This window comes from Vibrio proteolyticus NBRC 13287 (genome assembly GCF_000467125.1).
Taxonomy (GTDB): Bacteria; Pseudomonadota; Gammaproteobacteria; order Enterobacterales; family Vibrionaceae; genus Vibrio; species Vibrio proteolyticus.
On the sequence record NZ_BATJ01000018.1, the window covers coordinates 1 to 15,699 of the forward strand.

The 15,699-nt window shown below is 50.9% G+C and carries 13 protein-coding genes and 1 tRNA gene; 9 read left to right on the forward strand and 5 right to left on the reverse strand.

What is annotated here, in order from left to right; translation table 11 throughout:
* The first annotated feature begins 29 nt into the window (after positions 1-29).
* From VPR01S_RS16830 to VPR01S_RS16845, 4 genes are all read left to right on the forward strand, one after another.
* Positions 30-106, forward strand: a tRNA-Trp gene (locus VPR01S_RS16830).
* 197 nt (positions 107-303) lie between these two features.
* Positions 304-636 (forward strand): DUF1904 domain-containing protein, encoded by a 333-nt coding sequence (locus tag VPR01S_RS16835; protein ID WP_021706568.1) that lies wholly within the window; start codon positions 304-306, stop codon positions 634-636.
* 18 nt (positions 637-654) lie between these two features.
* Positions 655-1,497, forward strand: coding sequence for a penicillin-insensitive murein endopeptidase (gene mepA / locus VPR01S_RS16840; RefSeq protein WP_021706569.1), 843 nt, complete (start codon positions 655-657; stop codon positions 1,495-1,497).
* Between the two features lie 270 nt (positions 1,498-1,767).
* Complete coding sequence (locus VPR01S_RS16845; RefSeq protein ID WP_040903009.1) at positions 1,768-2,079, forward strand: hypothetical protein; 312 nt, start codon at positions 1,768-1,770, stop codon at positions 2,077-2,079.
* 33 nt (positions 2,080-2,112) lie between these two features.
* Here the strand turns inward: VPR01S_RS16845 and VPR01S_RS16850 are convergent, their stop codons facing one another.
* From VPR01S_RS16850 to rdgC, 3 genes are all read right to left on the reverse strand, one after another.
* The gene (locus tag VPR01S_RS16850) at positions 2,113-2,367 is read right to left on the reverse strand and encodes a YfhL family 4Fe-4S dicluster ferredoxin (protein WP_021706571.1); all 255 of its coding nucleotides are present in this window, start codon (positions 2,365-2,367) and stop codon (positions 2,113-2,115) included.
* A gap of 2 nt (positions 2,368-2,369) precedes the next feature.
* A complete protein-coding gene (gene trhP, locus VPR01S_RS16855; RefSeq protein WP_021706572.1) occupies positions 2,370-3,770 on the reverse strand; it encodes a prephenate-dependent tRNA uridine(34) hydroxylase TrhP in 1,401 nt (466 codons plus the stop codon).
* 168 nt (positions 3,771-3,938) lie between these two features.
* On the reverse strand, positions 3,939-4,853 hold the full coding sequence (gene rdgC / locus VPR01S_RS16860) for a recombination-associated protein RdgC (RefSeq protein WP_021706573.1): 915 nt from the start codon (positions 4,851-4,853) through the stop codon (positions 3,939-3,941).
* A gap of 179 nt (positions 4,854-5,032) precedes the next feature.
* Here rdgC and phoB point away from each other — a divergent pair, with 179 nt between their 5' ends.
* The 3 genes from phoB to VPR01S_RS16875 are packed head-to-tail and all read left to right on the forward strand — an operon-like array spanning position 5,033 to position 8,006.
* Positions 5,033-5,722, forward strand: coding sequence for a phosphate regulon transcriptional regulator PhoB (gene phoB / locus VPR01S_RS16865; RefSeq protein ID WP_021706574.1), 690 nt, complete (start codon positions 5,033-5,035; stop codon positions 5,720-5,722).
* A gap of 20 nt (positions 5,723-5,742) precedes the next feature.
* Positions 5,743-7,041, forward strand: a complete 1,299-nt coding sequence (gene phoR, locus VPR01S_RS16870) for a phosphate regulon sensor histidine kinase PhoR (RefSeq protein WP_021706575.1) — start codon at positions 5,743-5,745, stop codon at positions 7,039-7,041.
* The gene (locus VPR01S_RS16875) at positions 7,041-8,006 is read left to right on the forward strand and encodes a PstS family phosphate ABC transporter substrate-binding protein (protein WP_425585310.1); all 966 of its coding nucleotides are present in this window, start codon (positions 7,041-7,043) and stop codon (positions 8,004-8,006) included. The genes phoR and VPR01S_RS16875 overlap by 1 nt, the downstream gene beginning before the upstream one ends.
* 25 nt (positions 8,007-8,031) lie before the next feature.
* Here VPR01S_RS16875 and ppx read toward each other — a convergent pair whose 3' ends face one another.
* The gene (gene ppx, locus VPR01S_RS16880; RefSeq protein WP_021706577.1) at positions 8,032-9,531 is read right to left on the reverse strand and encodes an exopolyphosphatase; all 1,500 of its coding nucleotides are present in this window, start codon (positions 9,529-9,531) and stop codon (positions 8,032-8,034) included.
* On the reverse strand, positions 9,515-11,617 hold the full coding sequence (ppk1, locus tag VPR01S_RS16885; RefSeq protein ID WP_021706578.1) for a polyphosphate kinase 1: 2,103 nt from the start codon (positions 11,615-11,617) through the stop codon (positions 9,515-9,517). The genes ppx and ppk1 overlap by 17 nt, the downstream gene beginning before the upstream one ends.
* A gap of 202 nt (positions 11,618-11,819) precedes the next feature.
* Here ppk1 and VPR01S_RS16890 point away from each other — a divergent pair, with 202 nt between their 5' ends.
* Both VPR01S_RS16890 and pstA read left to right on the forward strand, forming a co-directional pair.
* Positions 11,820-14,015, forward strand: coding sequence for an ABC transporter permease subunit (locus VPR01S_RS16890; RefSeq protein WP_021706579.1), 2,196 nt, complete (start codon positions 11,820-11,822; stop codon positions 14,013-14,015).
* Positions 14,016-14,050: 35 nt separating this feature from the next.
* On the forward strand, positions 14,051-15,697 hold the full coding sequence (pstA, locus tag VPR01S_RS16895; protein WP_040903025.1) for a phosphate ABC transporter permease PstA: 1,647 nt from the start codon (positions 14,051-14,053) through the stop codon (positions 15,695-15,697).
* The last annotated feature ends 2 nt before the right edge of the window (positions 15,698-15,699 follow it).

Genomic DNA, 15,699 nt, shown 5'->3' on the forward strand with positions numbered 1-15,699 from the left:
CGAGAGTCGTCTCATTAAACACGAACTGTAGGGGTGTAGCTCCAATTGGCAGAGCAGCGGATTCCAAATCCGCGTGTTGGGAGTTCGAATCTCTCCACCCCTGCCATATTCAAGGCCTCAGTCGAAAGACTGAGGCCTTTTTACTTTTAAAACTATTCATCTTCACTGCTCAAATACGTCAAGCGTATCTCTGTCCTTTTTTCTAACCCCGCTTCCCCCAAAATAAGTTGATACTGACGGCCGTGAGTTTACGCATATATCTTGCTATTATTTCTTATCAACCCAATGACTTAGGATTTTTCCATGCCCCATTTACGTTTTCGTGCTGTAGAGCCTCAAACCGTTCAAACGCTATCTAATACCTTGCTTGACGAGCTGCAGCCTCTGATGGTATGCCCACGAGAAGACTTTACATTTGAGTATATCTACTCCACTTTTTATTATGAAAGCGAAGTGACAGCGGCGTATCCGTTCGTTGAGGTGCTGTGGTTTGATCGTGGTCAGGAGGTTCAGGATCAAGTCGCTCAAATCATCACTCAACAGGTGCGTGCTATTATGGGTGAAGATGTTGATGTTGCCGTTATTTTCTCAGCACTGAACCCCAATGAATACTATGATAATGCACAGCACTATTGATTAACGCTAGGAGGGAAAATGCGCAAGTTTTGTTTAGTAGGATTACTCATTTGGCCATTTTCTCTTTATGCCACGCCTTGGGAGCAACTTAAATCGCCTTCTTCACAGCCGAGTCAATCGATCGGAAGTTATGCGAACGGTTGTATTGCGGGGGCAGAACCTCTTCCGTTACAAGGAGAAGGTTACCAGGTGCTGCGCAGTCAACGCGCACGTTACTATGCGCATCCTCAAACGATTGAATATATTGAATCGCTTGCTGCTAAGGTGAATGCCAGCCTGAACACAAATCTGTTGGTGGGGGATCTTTCCCTACCACAAGGTGGCCGTTTTTCCAGCGGCCATTCCAGCCATCAAACCGGGCTTGATATCGACATTTGGTTGCGTTTAAGCAGTGTCAAACTCAATGACTCAGAGTTGGCAAAGCCAGAGCCAGTGAGTGTTGTGAATCTTCAACAGTATCGACTGACACGGGAGAACTGGCAGCAAAAGCATTTCCAACTGATAAAAATGGCGGCGAGTTACGATCAGGTAGCTCGGATATTTGTGCACCCCGTTATCAAGCAACAGCTGTGCGACAGTGAACCTTCAGAGGAGCGTACCTGGCTGCGCAAGGTCAGGCCGTGGTGGGGGCATCATTACCATATGCACGTACGCTTAAACTGCCCTGAAGGCGATCGCAGTTGTACACCTCAGGCGCCGCCGCCTCGGGGGGATGGGTGTGGAGCTGAGCTGGCCAGTTGGAAACCACAACCCAAGCCAAAAATACAGCAACCCGTCGCCACTAAAACGCCAACGAAAAAGCCGTCAGTCAAGCGCATGCCGTCTCAATGTATGGCGATGTTAGAGCAATCAACCAGTTGAGTATGTATTGTGAGTCTTAGTTTTGGGAATGCAATTGCATAACTAAAACTGGAGAAGCGTCACACTTTTGTCTACAGTGAATTTATCGAGTATGACTTACCTAAGGCACACGCTGTAGGTCAGCAGAACGATCAGGCTGATCCGTTTCGCGACTCTGCGATTCGGGCAGTGATTACCTGAGTATCAATCGGTTGGCATCTGAAGGATAAGGTATGAATTAAATCTGTGGGTCGGAGGCTTGCGACTCGTTAAACAGACTTCAAGGAAAGGATGAAGACGATGATTTGTGCACGAGAGTTTGCCGATTGGCTGAGAACGCGTTTTGAACAGGAGAGTGGTGGGATCACCATGACACGCGAGGACGTGAATCAGCTTACCGGACGCCAGAGTTTCAGCATGGGGTTTGTCAATGACGTTCACTATGAGTTGATGCAGCATGGCATGGCATTCGTTACCGATATGGGCAGAGAGACGTTTTATTTAATCCCGATTTCAGATGCATTGCCCTGGCGAGAGCGGTTGGAATATCAGTACGAAAAAGAGCTATTCTGCAACATTTATCCGATGGAAAAATCCGGTTAATCAAAGGCCACCTATTACGGTGGCCTCATTTTTCTAGGCGAGTCCCTGAATGATCACAAATTTCTCTAACAGCTGTTCTTCTGTTTCAATGTGATTCGGATCAGTGATGATGCATTTTGTAATTGGGCATACGGACTGACAGGTCGGCTTCTCATAATGCCCTTTACATTCGGTACACAGAGCCGGGTCAATCTCGAAAATGGATTCGCCCATCGAAATGGCACCATTGGGACACTCTGGGTCGCACATGTCACAGTTAATGCATTTATCCGTGATCAGCAGAGCCATCGTTAGTTACCTGTTGGATTGCGAGTATCTTGGCCAGAATTGAGGTTACGCATCAGCAGACCATAGTTCAGGTCCATGTCTTCTGGAACCGGAATGTAGACAAAGTGGCCGTTGCCTTTCGCATCGTCAATGGCTTGTCCTTTGCGGTTTTCCATCGCTTCAAGGGTAAAGACGACATTGCCTTTTGGGGTCATCAACTCCAGGCTGTCGCCAATCAAAAACTTGTTTTTGACTTCCACTTCCACCATGTCACCGCGACGCTTGCCTGTGAACTCTCCGACAAACTGCTGAGCATCTGAAACGGAATAGCCGTAATCGTAGTTCTGATAGGCATCATGGGTATGACGGCGTAGGAAGCCTTCGGTATAACCACGGTGTGCCAGACTTTCCAGTGTACTCATCAGGCTCTCGTCAAACGGTTTACCGGCAACGGCATCATCGATTGCTTTGCGGTACACCTGCGCGGTGCGCGCGCAGTAGTAGAACGATTTGGTCCGCCCCTCAATCTTAAGAGAGTGGACTCCCATTTTGGTCAGGCGTTCAACGTGCTGAATTGCGCGCAGATCTTTGGAGTTCATGATATAAGTTCCGTGCTCATCCTCAAACGCCGCCATTTTTTCTTCCGGACGGTGGCTTTCAGACAGCAGCACTACATCGTCTATCGGCTTACCACGGCCAATGGTGGTTTCCGGACGTTCATCCTGCACTTCAATGGATTGAGCTGCATTGGGATCGAATTCTTCGACGATCTGGCCAGAGTCGTCTTCTTTGCCTTTTTCGACCTTATACTCCCAGCGGCATGCGTTGGTGCAAGTGCCCTGGTTTGGGTCGCGCTTATTGATGTAGCCAGACAACAGGCAACGGCCGGAATAGGCCATACACAGAGCGCCGTGCACGAACACTTCTAATTCGGTCTCCGGACAGTGTTCTCGGATCTCTTCGATTTCTTCCAGAGACAATTCGCGAGACACAATCACACGTTCAACGCCATTGGCGGCCCAGAACTTGACGGTTGCCCAGTTGACTGCGTTGGCTTGCACTGAGAGATGAATTGCCATCTCTGGGAAGGCTTCACGAACCATCATGATTAAACCCGGATCAGACATGATCAGAGCGTCCGGGCCCATCTCAACAACGGGTTTCAGGTCACGAATAAAGGTTTTCAATTTCGAGTTGTGTGGCTGAATATTGCAGACCACATAGAATTTCTTACCTTGCTCGTGGGCTTCATCGATGCCGATTTTGAGGTTTTCGTGATTGAACTCGTTGTTGCGTACGCGCAGGCTATAACGAGGTTGACCGGCGTACACGGCATCTGCGCCATAAGCAAATGCATAGCGCATATTTTTCAGGCTGCCTGCTGGTGACAGCAGTTCAGGAACGAATGGTGTTTCAGTTGTCATTGCTTCTTTCTCTTAATCTGATCTCAAGTCAGGCTGATTCCACCTTATGGAATCAGGGGGCGCAAATTTTACGTGAAAACGTGATCCTTGACTAGGAAAATATCACTAGTAAAAGTCCGGGTATAAAAAAGGCCCCCGAGTCGGGAGCCTGATATGTCAGCATTGCTATTACGCATTCGGATGAGGTAAGCCACCCAGTGCGTCATAGAGGTTAGGCAGAAACGCACTCATTTCACCGCACATCAGTGAAAAATCGGCATCAAAACGTGCTCCTGCGTCTTCGCGTGGAATATCTTCATTCTGATCTTTCAGTTCATCGGAAAATTTCAGGCGCTTGATGCTGCCGTCATCGGCCAGAATAAACTCGAGACGTTCTTGCCAGCTCAGAGCCAGTTTAGTCACCAGTTTATTAGCGTCGATGTGGCTTTGGATCTCATCGGCTGTCAGTTCTTGTTTTTTACAGCGGATCACGCCGCCATCTTCCATGGCAGATTTCAGCTCCGCTTCGTCAAGCATGCTGAATCCTTGTGGTGTATCACCATTTTTCACCCATTCGGTCAGGGTGTTTTCCACAGGAGCGTCTGGAATCGCCGGGACGACGGGCAAGCTACCCATGGTTTTACGCAACAGCGCCAGAACATCTTCGGCTTTTTTATAGCTGCTGGCATCAACCAGAATAAAGCCCTCTTGAGGCATGATCAGAACAAAGGTCAGTTGGCTGCGGCTAAATGCGCGCGGCAGAAGATCAATGATGATGTCTTCTTTCAGGTTGTCTTTTTCTTTCTTTTTCAGCGGACGACCCTCCTCGACTTCCATCGCGTCCACTTTGGCGTTAAGTGATTCTTTGATCACCGAAGCCGGCAGCATTTTTTCTTCTTTTTTGGCACAGATCAGGATGCGGTTGTCCGACACGTGAGTCATCATATCGCCGTGTTTGCCCATTGCGGTTACCCAGCCGAATTTCTGTTTATCCTGACTACCACATGGTGTGAAACGGAACTCTGCCAACTGTGTTTCCAGTTGGTCAGCATTGAATTCGATATCGCGATTAAAGCGATACACTAAACAGTTTTTAAACCACATACTTTTTCTCTTACCTGAAAGTGACTGCCAATTTTAGGCAATTTTGCGCCGCTTGTCTTAAGTTATCACAATGAATTTGATACGAAACTTATATGAAAATTTGTTTGCAAAGGTCACAAAAGTGTCATAATTGATCTTGATAATGCATAGCGTCGATTAAACACAAAGGTTACTCAATTATGTCTAGAAGGATTCTGGTTGTTGAAGACGAAGCGCCGATTCGTGAGATGCTGTGCTTCGTACTTGAGCAAAAAGGTTACCAAGCAGTGGAAGCCGAGGACTACGACACTGCGGTAAACAAATTGGCTGAACCCTTCCCTGATTTAGTGCTGCTTGACTGGATGCTGCCTGGCGGCAGCGGCATCAACTTTATCAAACACATGAAGCGCGAAGAGCTGACCCGCAACATACCGGTGGTGATGCTGACGGCACGTGGTGAAGAAGAAGACAAAGTCCGGGGCCTGGAAGTGGGCGCGGATGATTACATTACCAAACCTTTCTCACCTAAAGAGCTGGTCGCACGCCTCAAGGCGGTTATTCGCCGCGTGACCCCTACGGCATTGGAAGACGTAATTGATGTTCAGGGACTGAAGTTGGATCCGGTATCACACCGCGTCACCGCGAATGACACCCCGCTCGATATGGGCCCGACAGAGTTTAAGATGCTGCATTTCTTTATGACCCACCAGGAACGTGTTTACAGCCGTGAGCAGCTGTTGAATAACGTGTGGGGGACCAATGTGTATGTTGAAGATCGCACGGTCGATGTGCATATCCGTCGTCTGCGCAAAGCGCTGGAAGTGGCTGGGCACGATAAACTGATCCAGACCGTCCGTGGCGCCGGCTACCGTTTCTCTACGAAAGCATAAGGTTGTGGCTAAGGAATTGAATGGTTGAACGATTAACCTGGAAAAAGCTGGCATGGGAGCTGGCTTTTTTTTACTCCCCCTGGCTCATCGTCGGGTGGATTTTTGGCTATATGCCGTGGCTGCTGTTGGCAGCTACGGCTTTGCAGCTTGTATGGCATCTGCACAATCAGATGCGTCTCTCGGCGTGGCTGTGGGACGAAAAACGGCTGACGCCTCCGTCGGGATCGGGAAACTGGGAATACCTGTTTAACGGTATTTACCGACTGCAGCAGCGTCAGCGTCGCAAGCGAAAAGAACTGACCAATTTGATTCGCCGCTTTCGTAACGGAGCGGAATCGCTGCCGGACGCGGTGGTGGTGTTTCGCGATGAAGGTAATATTGTCTGGTGCAACCGCCTGGCTCAGCATCTGTTGGGCTTTCGTTGGCCGGATGATGCCGGACAACCTATTTCGAATCTCATCCGTACTCCAGATTTTATCAAATACCTCGGAAAGAAAGATTTCGCAGAGCCATTGGAAATGCGCTCCCCCCTTAACGTGGAACGTATGTTAGAACTGCGTATCGTACCGTATACCGAAGGCGAACACTTGATGGTCGTGCGTGATGTCACCCAGTTGAAACAGTTGGAAGGCATGCGCCGCAACTTCTTTGCCAACGTCTCTCATGAATTGCGTACACCAATGACGGTACTGCAAGGCTACCTTGAAATGACCGAAGATCCGGACATGGTTGTTGGCCCGATGTGGAGCAAAGCACACGGTGTCATGACCGAACAGCTCAACCGGATGAACAGTCTGGTCAATCAGTTACTGACCCTGTCAAAAATCGAGGCGGCGCCAATGCACGAGTTAGACGAAGTGGTCAATGTGCCGGAGATGCTCCAGGTATTGGAAAAAGAAGCGCTTAGTTTAAGCGGTGATCACGCGCACCGGCTGCATTTTGATGTCGACAGCAGCTTGAGGGTACTTGGCGATGACGATCAGCTTCGCAGTGCCATTTCCAATCTGGTGTACAATGCGGTCAAATACACCCCAGCGGGCGCCGAGATCAATGTACGCTGGTTCCAGACGGCTCAGGGGGCTTGTCTGGAGGTGGAAGACAGTGGCGAAGGCATAGAGCCGCAGCACATTCATCGCCTGACCGAGCGCTTCTATCGGGTCGACAAAGCACGCTCGCGGGATACCGGAGGCAGCGGCCTGGGTCTGGCGATCGTTAAGCACGCACTCAGCCATCACGATTCACATCTGGATATTCACAGTGAGGTCGGTGCTGGCAGTAAATTCTCGTTTATCCTGCCTAGCCGGTTGATAGTGAAATGATGTACACACGCTTTATGACAGGCGCCGCCGTGGTGTTGACGCTCTTGAGCGCGCCAATTAAGGCACAGCAGCCGGTGACGTTAACACCTTATATCAAAACGCCGGGCATTTCGGGCAGCCTGTCATCGGTTGGCTCGGATACATTGGCGGGGATGATGACGCTTTGGGTTGAAGAGTTTAAGCGTCTTTATCCCAATGTGAATGGTCAGGTGCAGGCATCTGGGTCCTCCACAGCCCCTCCGGCATTGACCGAAGGCACCGCTCAGTTTGGTCCCATGAGCCGGCCGATGCGTAACCGAGAAATCGAGTCGTTTGAACGCGCACGTGGCTATCGTCCAACCGCACTGCGGGTGGCGATTGATGCCATCGGCGTGTTTGTCCAACGCGATAATCCAGTGCAAGGATTGAACTTTCGTCAGTTAGACGCGATTTTCTCTTCTACATTACGCTGCGGTGAAACCCGTCCAATTACGACTTGGTCTCAACTCGGGTTGGAATATGAATGGGCCAAACGTGGGATTCAAATGTTTGGACGCAATTCGGTGTCCGGCACGTACGGCTATTTCAAGCAAAATGCCCTGTGTGGGGGGGATTTTAAGAACAACGTCAATGAGCAGCCAGGCTCGGCCTCTGTGGTTCAGTCGGTGGCGTCATCCATCAATGCGATTGGCTATTCTGGTGTCGGGTACCGGGTCTCGGGCGTGAAACTGCTGTCAATCAGCCGGGATGGCACGGACTATGTGGCCCCAACGCAGCAGAACATTCTCAGTGGCGACTATCCGTTGTCTCGTTACCTGTATGTGTACATCAACAAAGAACCGCACAAGCCCTTGTCCCCTCTGCAACGCGAGTTTGTTCGTTTTATCTATTCTCAACAAGGACAGGCGATCGTGGTGAAAGACGGGTATATGCCCATTTCGCCGGAAGTGGCGCAGCAGGAGCTGAAGAAGTTAGGCATCGAATAAAAAATGCTGGCAAGGCCAGCATTTTTTAAAAGCGCAGCTCCCAGCCCGCCGATCGCCAGTACTCTTGCTCAGACTGTAAATCGGCATCCAGCAGCTTATTGTTTTCCAGCCAGTGCTCGTCTGGGCTGGCGAGAGTCCAGCTGTCATCGTCGATGTTCAACCTCAGTTCAGGGAGCGGATCGTCGTTGCGCTGGCCATTCAGCAGGATCGCCAGGCGCAAAATCCGGATCAGGCTGATGATGTGTTTTTTCTTAAACAGGGTAAAATCTTCGAGATCATTAAGTTTAAGCGCTTTACGATGAAAGCGTGCCAGCATGGCCATCACCAGTTGTTGTTCATGGTTGAACCCCGGCATGTTGGTATGGCGCAGGATGTAAGCCGAATGACGGTGTACACCCTGTAGGCTGATACTCAGCCCGACTTCATGCAATAAGGCGCTCCATTCGAGTAAATCAAACAGCTCTGACTGCTTACCCATGCCTAGTGCATCAGCCACTTGATCGAGAAATTCACGTGCCTGACCTTTGACTTTCGCGGCGTGCTCTAAATCGACGTTGTGTTTTTGTGCCAGCGCTTCGGTGGTGCGCATCCGGATATCGAGGCGCTTAAAACGATCTTCCATTTCATACAGCAGGCCTTCACGCAAAGCGCCTTCAGAAAAGTGCATCTCTTCAATTCTCAGGGCCAGAAAAATAGCGTGTAAAATCGCCACACCGGCAGCAAACACTGGTTTACGTTCGTCGGTTAAACCTGACAGGGTGATGTCGTCGATGGTGTGCCACTCACACAGCTTTTCTATCAGCTTTTCCAGCCGTTTGGCGTTAATAAAACCATCATCGTAACCAAGGCCGATCAGCACTTCTCGGATCGCTTTGATCGTGCCCGATGACCCAAGTGCAATGTCCCAGCCTTTTTTACGATAGCGTGAGGCGATCGACTCGAGTTTTTGCTCCGCCGCGAGAGTGGCTTTGGCAAAGTTCTTTTTCGACAGTTTGCCGTTGGCAAAGTATCGATCTGTGTAACTAACGCACCCCATCTGTTTACTGTTGACCAGATCGGCCGCAAAGCCTTTGCCGATCACCAGCTCGGTGCTGCCTCCTCCAATATCAATCACCAATTTTGAATCGGACTCGGGCTGAGTATGGGCGACGCCTTGATAGATCAGACGCGCCTCTTCTTCACCCGGAATGATTTCGATGGGGAAGGGCAGAACCTCAAGCGCCCGCTGGAGAAAGATGTGAGCGTTGTTGGCTTGACGCAGAGTGTGCGTGGCCGCAATACGAACATTTTCCGGGCTGAACCCCTGCAATCGCTCGGCGAACATAGCCAGACACTCCAGACCGCGTTCGATCGCGGCGTGGTCGAGGTTTTGCTGCCCATCCAGGCCAGACGCCATACGGACACGCTGTTTGTGGCGGCTTATCAGCTGCAGATCCTGACCGACGACCTTGGCGACCACCATGTGGAAGCTGTTGGAGCCGAGGTCTATCGCTGCGATATCTCGGGTATCAGTGGGGTGATTCATTCGTGTTTAACTGCTCTCTACGTTTTTTAGTCTGCTTTTCTACATTTTTAAGATAGTCATAGATGGCAATTTGCGAACGGACTTTTTTGCGATTTCCGCGCGGTACGTAAGTATTGCTCATCTCTTTGTCTATCCAACGCGCTTTTACAGTATCAGTGAAATGAATGTCAATGATATCAATAATGCGTTGTTTCAGGCGTGGCTCACGAATAGGCGCTGCGACCTCAATGCGATGATCGATGTTGCGGGTCATCCAGTCTGCTGAGGAAATGTACACCAGCGGGTCACCGTCATTGTGGGTGATGAGCACTCTGGGGTGTTCGAGGAAGCGATCAACAATGCTGATGATTTTAATGTTATCACTGACCCCCTCCACGCCTGGGACCAGAGAGCACATACCGCGGATGATCATGTTGATCTCCACGCCGGATGCACTGGCGCCATAGAGCTTGTTCACTAGTCCTTTATCGACCAAATTATTCACTTTGAGGGTAATGGCGGCCTTTTTGCCAGCGCGAGCGTTAGCGGTTTCGGCGTCGATCAGTCGGTAGAGCTGCTTACGGGCATTGCGCGGCGACACTAACAGGTGGTTGAAGCGCACTGGCCGGTAAGGGTTTTCAATGTAACCAAACACATTGCGTACTTCATTGGTTAATTCAGGATCGGCGGTCAGCAGGGAGAAGTCGGTGTAAAGCCGCGCGGTTTTTTCATGGAAGTTACCCGTGCCGATATGAGCATAACTCACCAACTCTTCGTCTTCTCGACGGGTGATCAGCAGCAGTTTGGAGTGAATTTTTAACCCTGGTGCACCAAACACGACATGGACGCCGGCTTCGGTCAGGACGCGTGACCATTCAATATTGGCTTCTTCGTCGAACCGGGCCTGAAGCTCCACCACCACCGTCACGCTTTTGCCGTTGTGTACCGCGTCGATGAGTGAATTCATCAAACGTGAATCTTTGGCTACCCGGTAGATGTTGATTTTGATGCTCAATACTTTGGGATCGAACGACGCCTGGCGCACCAGTTCGGTGATGTGCTCAAAGGTGTGATAAGGGTAATAGAGCAAAATGTCCTGCGCGCGGATGGCGTCGAATTTATTGGCGTAGCCGTCAAAATCGGCACATTTCATCGGCGGCAGTGGCCGGTTTTCCAGATAATCACGACCAACATTCGGAAAGCCGATAAAATCCTTAAAATTATGGTAGCGCCCCCCCGGGATCAGACTGTCGTAGTTAGAAATTTGCAGCTTGTTGCAAAGCAGGCTCAACATGGCTTCGGGCATGTCCGTCTCGTAGACAAAACGCACCGGCATGGCACTCAGGCGTTGCGCCAGGCCTTCGGACATCTGCTCCAGCAGGCTGTGTTCCACCTCATTACTCAGATCGTATTCCGCATCCCGGGTCATCTTCATGGCGTAACCGTTGAGCTCGTCGTACTCAAAAAAGCCCTGAAATATGTCATCGAAACAATAACGGATAATATTATCCAGCAGAATGATGGTCTTGCGCCGTTTGCCTTTTTGCTCTGGTACCATGACAAAGCGTGGCAAGTGATCGGTTGGAATTTCCAGCAGTGCGTATTGTCTGTTTTCTCCCTTCCGCAACTCGACGGCAATATAGGCATATTCGTCTTTGAGAAACTCAAGCACATCAATTTCGTCACTGATCAGCAGCGGAGTGAGGTGAGGCAAGACTTCATTGCGGAAGTATTTTCGGATCCACTTTTGTTGGGTTTCGTTGAGTTGGGTTTCATTTACCAGGAAGATCCGCCGGCGGGCCATTTCCATGATCAGCTCACCGTATAACTCATCGAAACGTTGGTTGAGTTTGAGGGCCTTGTTTTGCATTTTGGTCAGCAGGTGTTTGGAGTTGTCGTTGACGCCGCGATCCTGGTTGATCAAAATGCGACGCTTGACGTCGGAAAAGCGAACTTTATAAAACTCATCCAGGTTGTTGGAAAAAATACCCAGAAAGCGGATGCGCTCGATCAATGGGACGGATTTATCAGCGGCTTCTTGCAGCACCCGCTCGTTAAATGACAACCAACTCAACTCTTTTTCAATATACAGTTTCTCAGCACTCATCTTTACCTTTCCAACCCCAAGCAGCCATTATTGACTAAAAACGCAACTTGTTAAGCAACTTAGTGAGTAAATATGACAATTTTATTTCAAAATAGACCAAACTTTATTGTTGTATGGATTTCAGTTGTTTAATGCGATCTGTAATATAAATGTCACCTAAACGAAATAATATGACACCAGCGTATAAATGGTAGAGGAAGACATGGCAAAGGCCGAATTTTCATTGCAGGAACGCGACAGAAAGCGATTGGTGAAAGATCGCCTGGTTCGTGCGGCCGTGTCTTTTGGTGGCGTCAGTGTATTGGCGGCGCTGGTGTTGATCTTTATCTATCTGGCGATGATCGTGTTGCCTCTGTTTTCCGACGCCAAAATTCATCCCAACCAGGCTCAAACATCGATCTCGATCAGCGATCCCGTATTCATCGGTTTGGATGACAGTGGTGAACTGGCGTATACCTTATCCGCTGAAGGACAACTTGATTTCTGGGCAATGACGTCGCCTGCCAGCGCGGCGAAATATTCTGAACAGGTCGCGCCGCCAGGGAGTCTGTTCGCCCGTGGCCAGCCCTCTTCAGGGTGGCTTGCCGCCGCCACTTCGCAAGGTCATCTGACGATATTCAAACCACAACCCGCCGCGCTGAACAGTCCGTCAGGGCAATCACCATCACCGAAAGTTGTACGTTATCCTCAGGCCGATAAACTGACACTGACGTTTGGCAGCCAACGACTCAAGCAGTTTGTGTTTGGCGTGTCTGGCCGAACACCGACTGCGGCCGGGTATTTTGATGACAACAGTGTGGCGGTCAAATGGCTGGATGCTCAGCAACGGATCCATCAGTTTGTTTTTCCAACCCCATTCATCGGCCTGGATCAGATGTTGCTGACACCGGATGGCCAAACGCTGTATCTGCGCACCGGTTCGGAACTGGTGGTGGCCCGGCGTCACCAGAGCGGGTATGCGGTGCGCGAAGTGGTGGATCTGAGTGACGGAGCCACCCGCCATGGCGTAACGGATGTGACGCTGCTGTCCGGCGCGTACTCGTTATTGGTGACGCATAAAGATGGCCTCGTCACACAGTGGTTCGATGTTCTCAAAGATCAACAGCGTCATCTTACCCAGATCCGCTCGTTCAAACTCGCGTCACAGTTGAAATTGTTGCTGCCGGATACCTATCGTAAGGGCTTCTACAGTTTTTATCTGAATGGGACGGTGCAGAGTCATTACACGACCAGTGAAAAGCTGGTGTTGTTTGATCGCGCCTACACTCAGGTACCGCAACTGGCGGCGATGTCGAACAATGAACGTTTTTTACTCACGTATCTCGATGGGCTGTTGAACGTTGCAAAAGTCGACAACGGCTATCCGGAAATTTCGCTATCTTCGTTGTGGCAAAAAGTCTGGTATGAAAGTTATCCTGAGCCGCAATATGTGTGGCAGACCACTTCTGCCAGTGATGATTTTGAAGCCAAGTTCAGCCTGATACCGATCGCGTTTGGTACCCTGAAAGCGGCCGCTTACGCGATGTTGTTTGCGGTGCCGATTGCCATTCTCGGTGCAATATACACGGCGTATTTTATGTCCCCCCGTTTGCGTCGTGTGGTTAAACCGACGGTCGAACTGATGGAAGCGTTACCGACCGTGATCATTGGTTTTCTGGCTGGGCTCTGGTTTGCACCCATTGTCGAAACACACCTGACGGCAGTGTTCGTTCTGCTGGTTTTTCTGCCGCTGGCCACGGTGGTGGTCGGGGCGGTATACCAACTGCTCCCGACCCGATGGACGGGGCGTTTACCTAATGGCTGGCATGTGTTGATTCTGATGCCCGTGCTGGTGATCCTGACTACATTGCTGATGCTCAACAGCGCCCAGTTGGAAGACGGGTTGTTTCACGGTGACATTCGCGTATTTCTCGCCAGCCATGGCATCGACTATGATCAGCGTAACGCGCTGGTGGTGGGCTTTGCGATGGGATTTGCGGTGATACCGACCATTTTTACCATCGCAGAAGATGCGATTTTCTCTGTGCCCAAGCACTTGTCTGACGGCTCGCTCGCCCTGGGTGCTACGCCCTGGCAGACGTTGATTCATGTGGTGTTACTGACCGCCAGCCCGGGGATTTTCTCAGCCGTCATGATGGGGCTGGGCCGTGCTGTGGGGGAAACCATGATTGTGCTGATGGCGACCGGAAACACCCCCATTATGGATTGGAACATTCTCGAAGGCATGCGCACGCTATCCGCCACCATTGCGGTTGAAATGCCCGAGTCTGAAGTGGGCAGCTCGCATTTCCGGATTCTGTTCCTCGCGGCGCTGATTTTGCTGATGTTCACGTTTGCTGCCAACTCTCTGGCGGAATGGGTAAGACAACGATTAAGAGATAAGTACCGTGCGCTGTAACCTAACATTCGATTTTGAACTTAGCGGGGCCGGCCGTGTTTAACTGGCTAAGAAGTGGCACGCCATGGGTATGGCTGACTGGCGGGGCGGTCAGTGCCAGCCTGTTGTCAGTACTCGGCCTGTTGCTGCTGATCGGCTGGAAGGGCTTGTCCTATTTCTGGCCGGCCCCCTTGTATGAATGGAAAACCACCTCAGGCAGTACTATGGTCGGGCAGTTGTATGCCCGCGAATCCGTGCCAGTGAATCACTTGGTGGAGATGAAAAAGCACTTGCCATCATCGGTGATTGAAGAGGGACTGGTCGATCGACTCAGCATCAAAGTGGCCAACCGCGATGTATTTCCGGCCGATTTTATTTCCGTACTGGATGTGGATATTGCGTCGCGCCGTCAGCCGTCCGGCTGGGCGGTGGTCGAACGTACCCGCAGCGGTGACTTTTTTGCTAAACCGGTAGCGTACGTGAGCGCCGGAGTCAGCGAAAGCAGCGATATCTCGGAGCGGATTGAACTTGGGCTGGACAAAGCGCAGCAGCTGCGTGAAGCAATTGAACGGGTGATTGCCAAAGAAATTCGCATCATCAGTGGCTTGAGTGAAAAGCTGCGCCTGGAGCATCGCCGCCGAGAGTTGAATCACCGCCTCAATGCGGCCTACCAGACTCAGTATGAGCAGCGTCAGGCACAATTTAAGGCGCAATTGCAGACCGCAGAAGCCAAGCTGGACGGCCTGCGCAGTCAGCTCAATCATGACGCATTGGTTGTGGAAGACATGACGGGTAAACGGCATGTGATTCCATTGAGCGACATTCTTGATGTCTGGTATCCCAATGACATGCACCTGTTGGCGAAAGTCGCGCAATGGGGCAAGCAGATGTGGAAGTTTCTCGCCGATGATCCGCGAGAGTCCAACTCCGAGGGGGGGGTGTTTCCGGCGATATTTGGCACCGTACTGCTGGTGATCATCATGTCGATCATCGTGATGCCGCTTGGGGTTCTGGCTGCGGTGTATCTGCATGAATACGCGAAAAATAATTGGTTTACTCGGGTGATTCGCGTCGCGGTTATCAATCTGGCGGGTGTGCCGTCCATTGTTTACGGGGTGTTTGGGCTGGGCTTTTTTGTCTATACCTTAGGTGGGTCGATCGATGCGCTGTTTTACTCCGAGCGTTTGCCCGCACCGACGTTTGGCACGCCGGGGCTGCTGTGGTCTGCGTTAACGCTGGCGGTCCTGACGCTGCCGGTGGTGATTGTGGCCACTGAAGAGGGTCTGACCCGGATTCCGGTGTCAGTACGTCATGGCTCACTGGCCCTCGGCGCGACTCAGTTTGAAACGCTGTGGCGTATCGTATTACCGATGGCGAGTCCGGCCATCATTACCGGCTTGGTGCTGGCCGTGGCGCGCGCTGCAGGCGAGGTTGCCCCATTGATGCTGGTGGGGGCGGTCAAGCTGGCTTCCAGCTTGCCAGTCGACAGTCAGTTTCCGTTTTTGCATCTCGAACGTAAGTTCATGCATCTCGGTTTTCATATTTATGACGTCGGTTTCCAGACCACCAATATTGAAGCGGCGCGTCCACTGGTGTACGCAACCTCATTTTTACTGGTCACCGTGATTGTCGGTCTGAATCTGACGGCGATCAGCATCCGCAATAATTTGCGGGAAAAATACCGAACATTGGGACAAGATTAAGC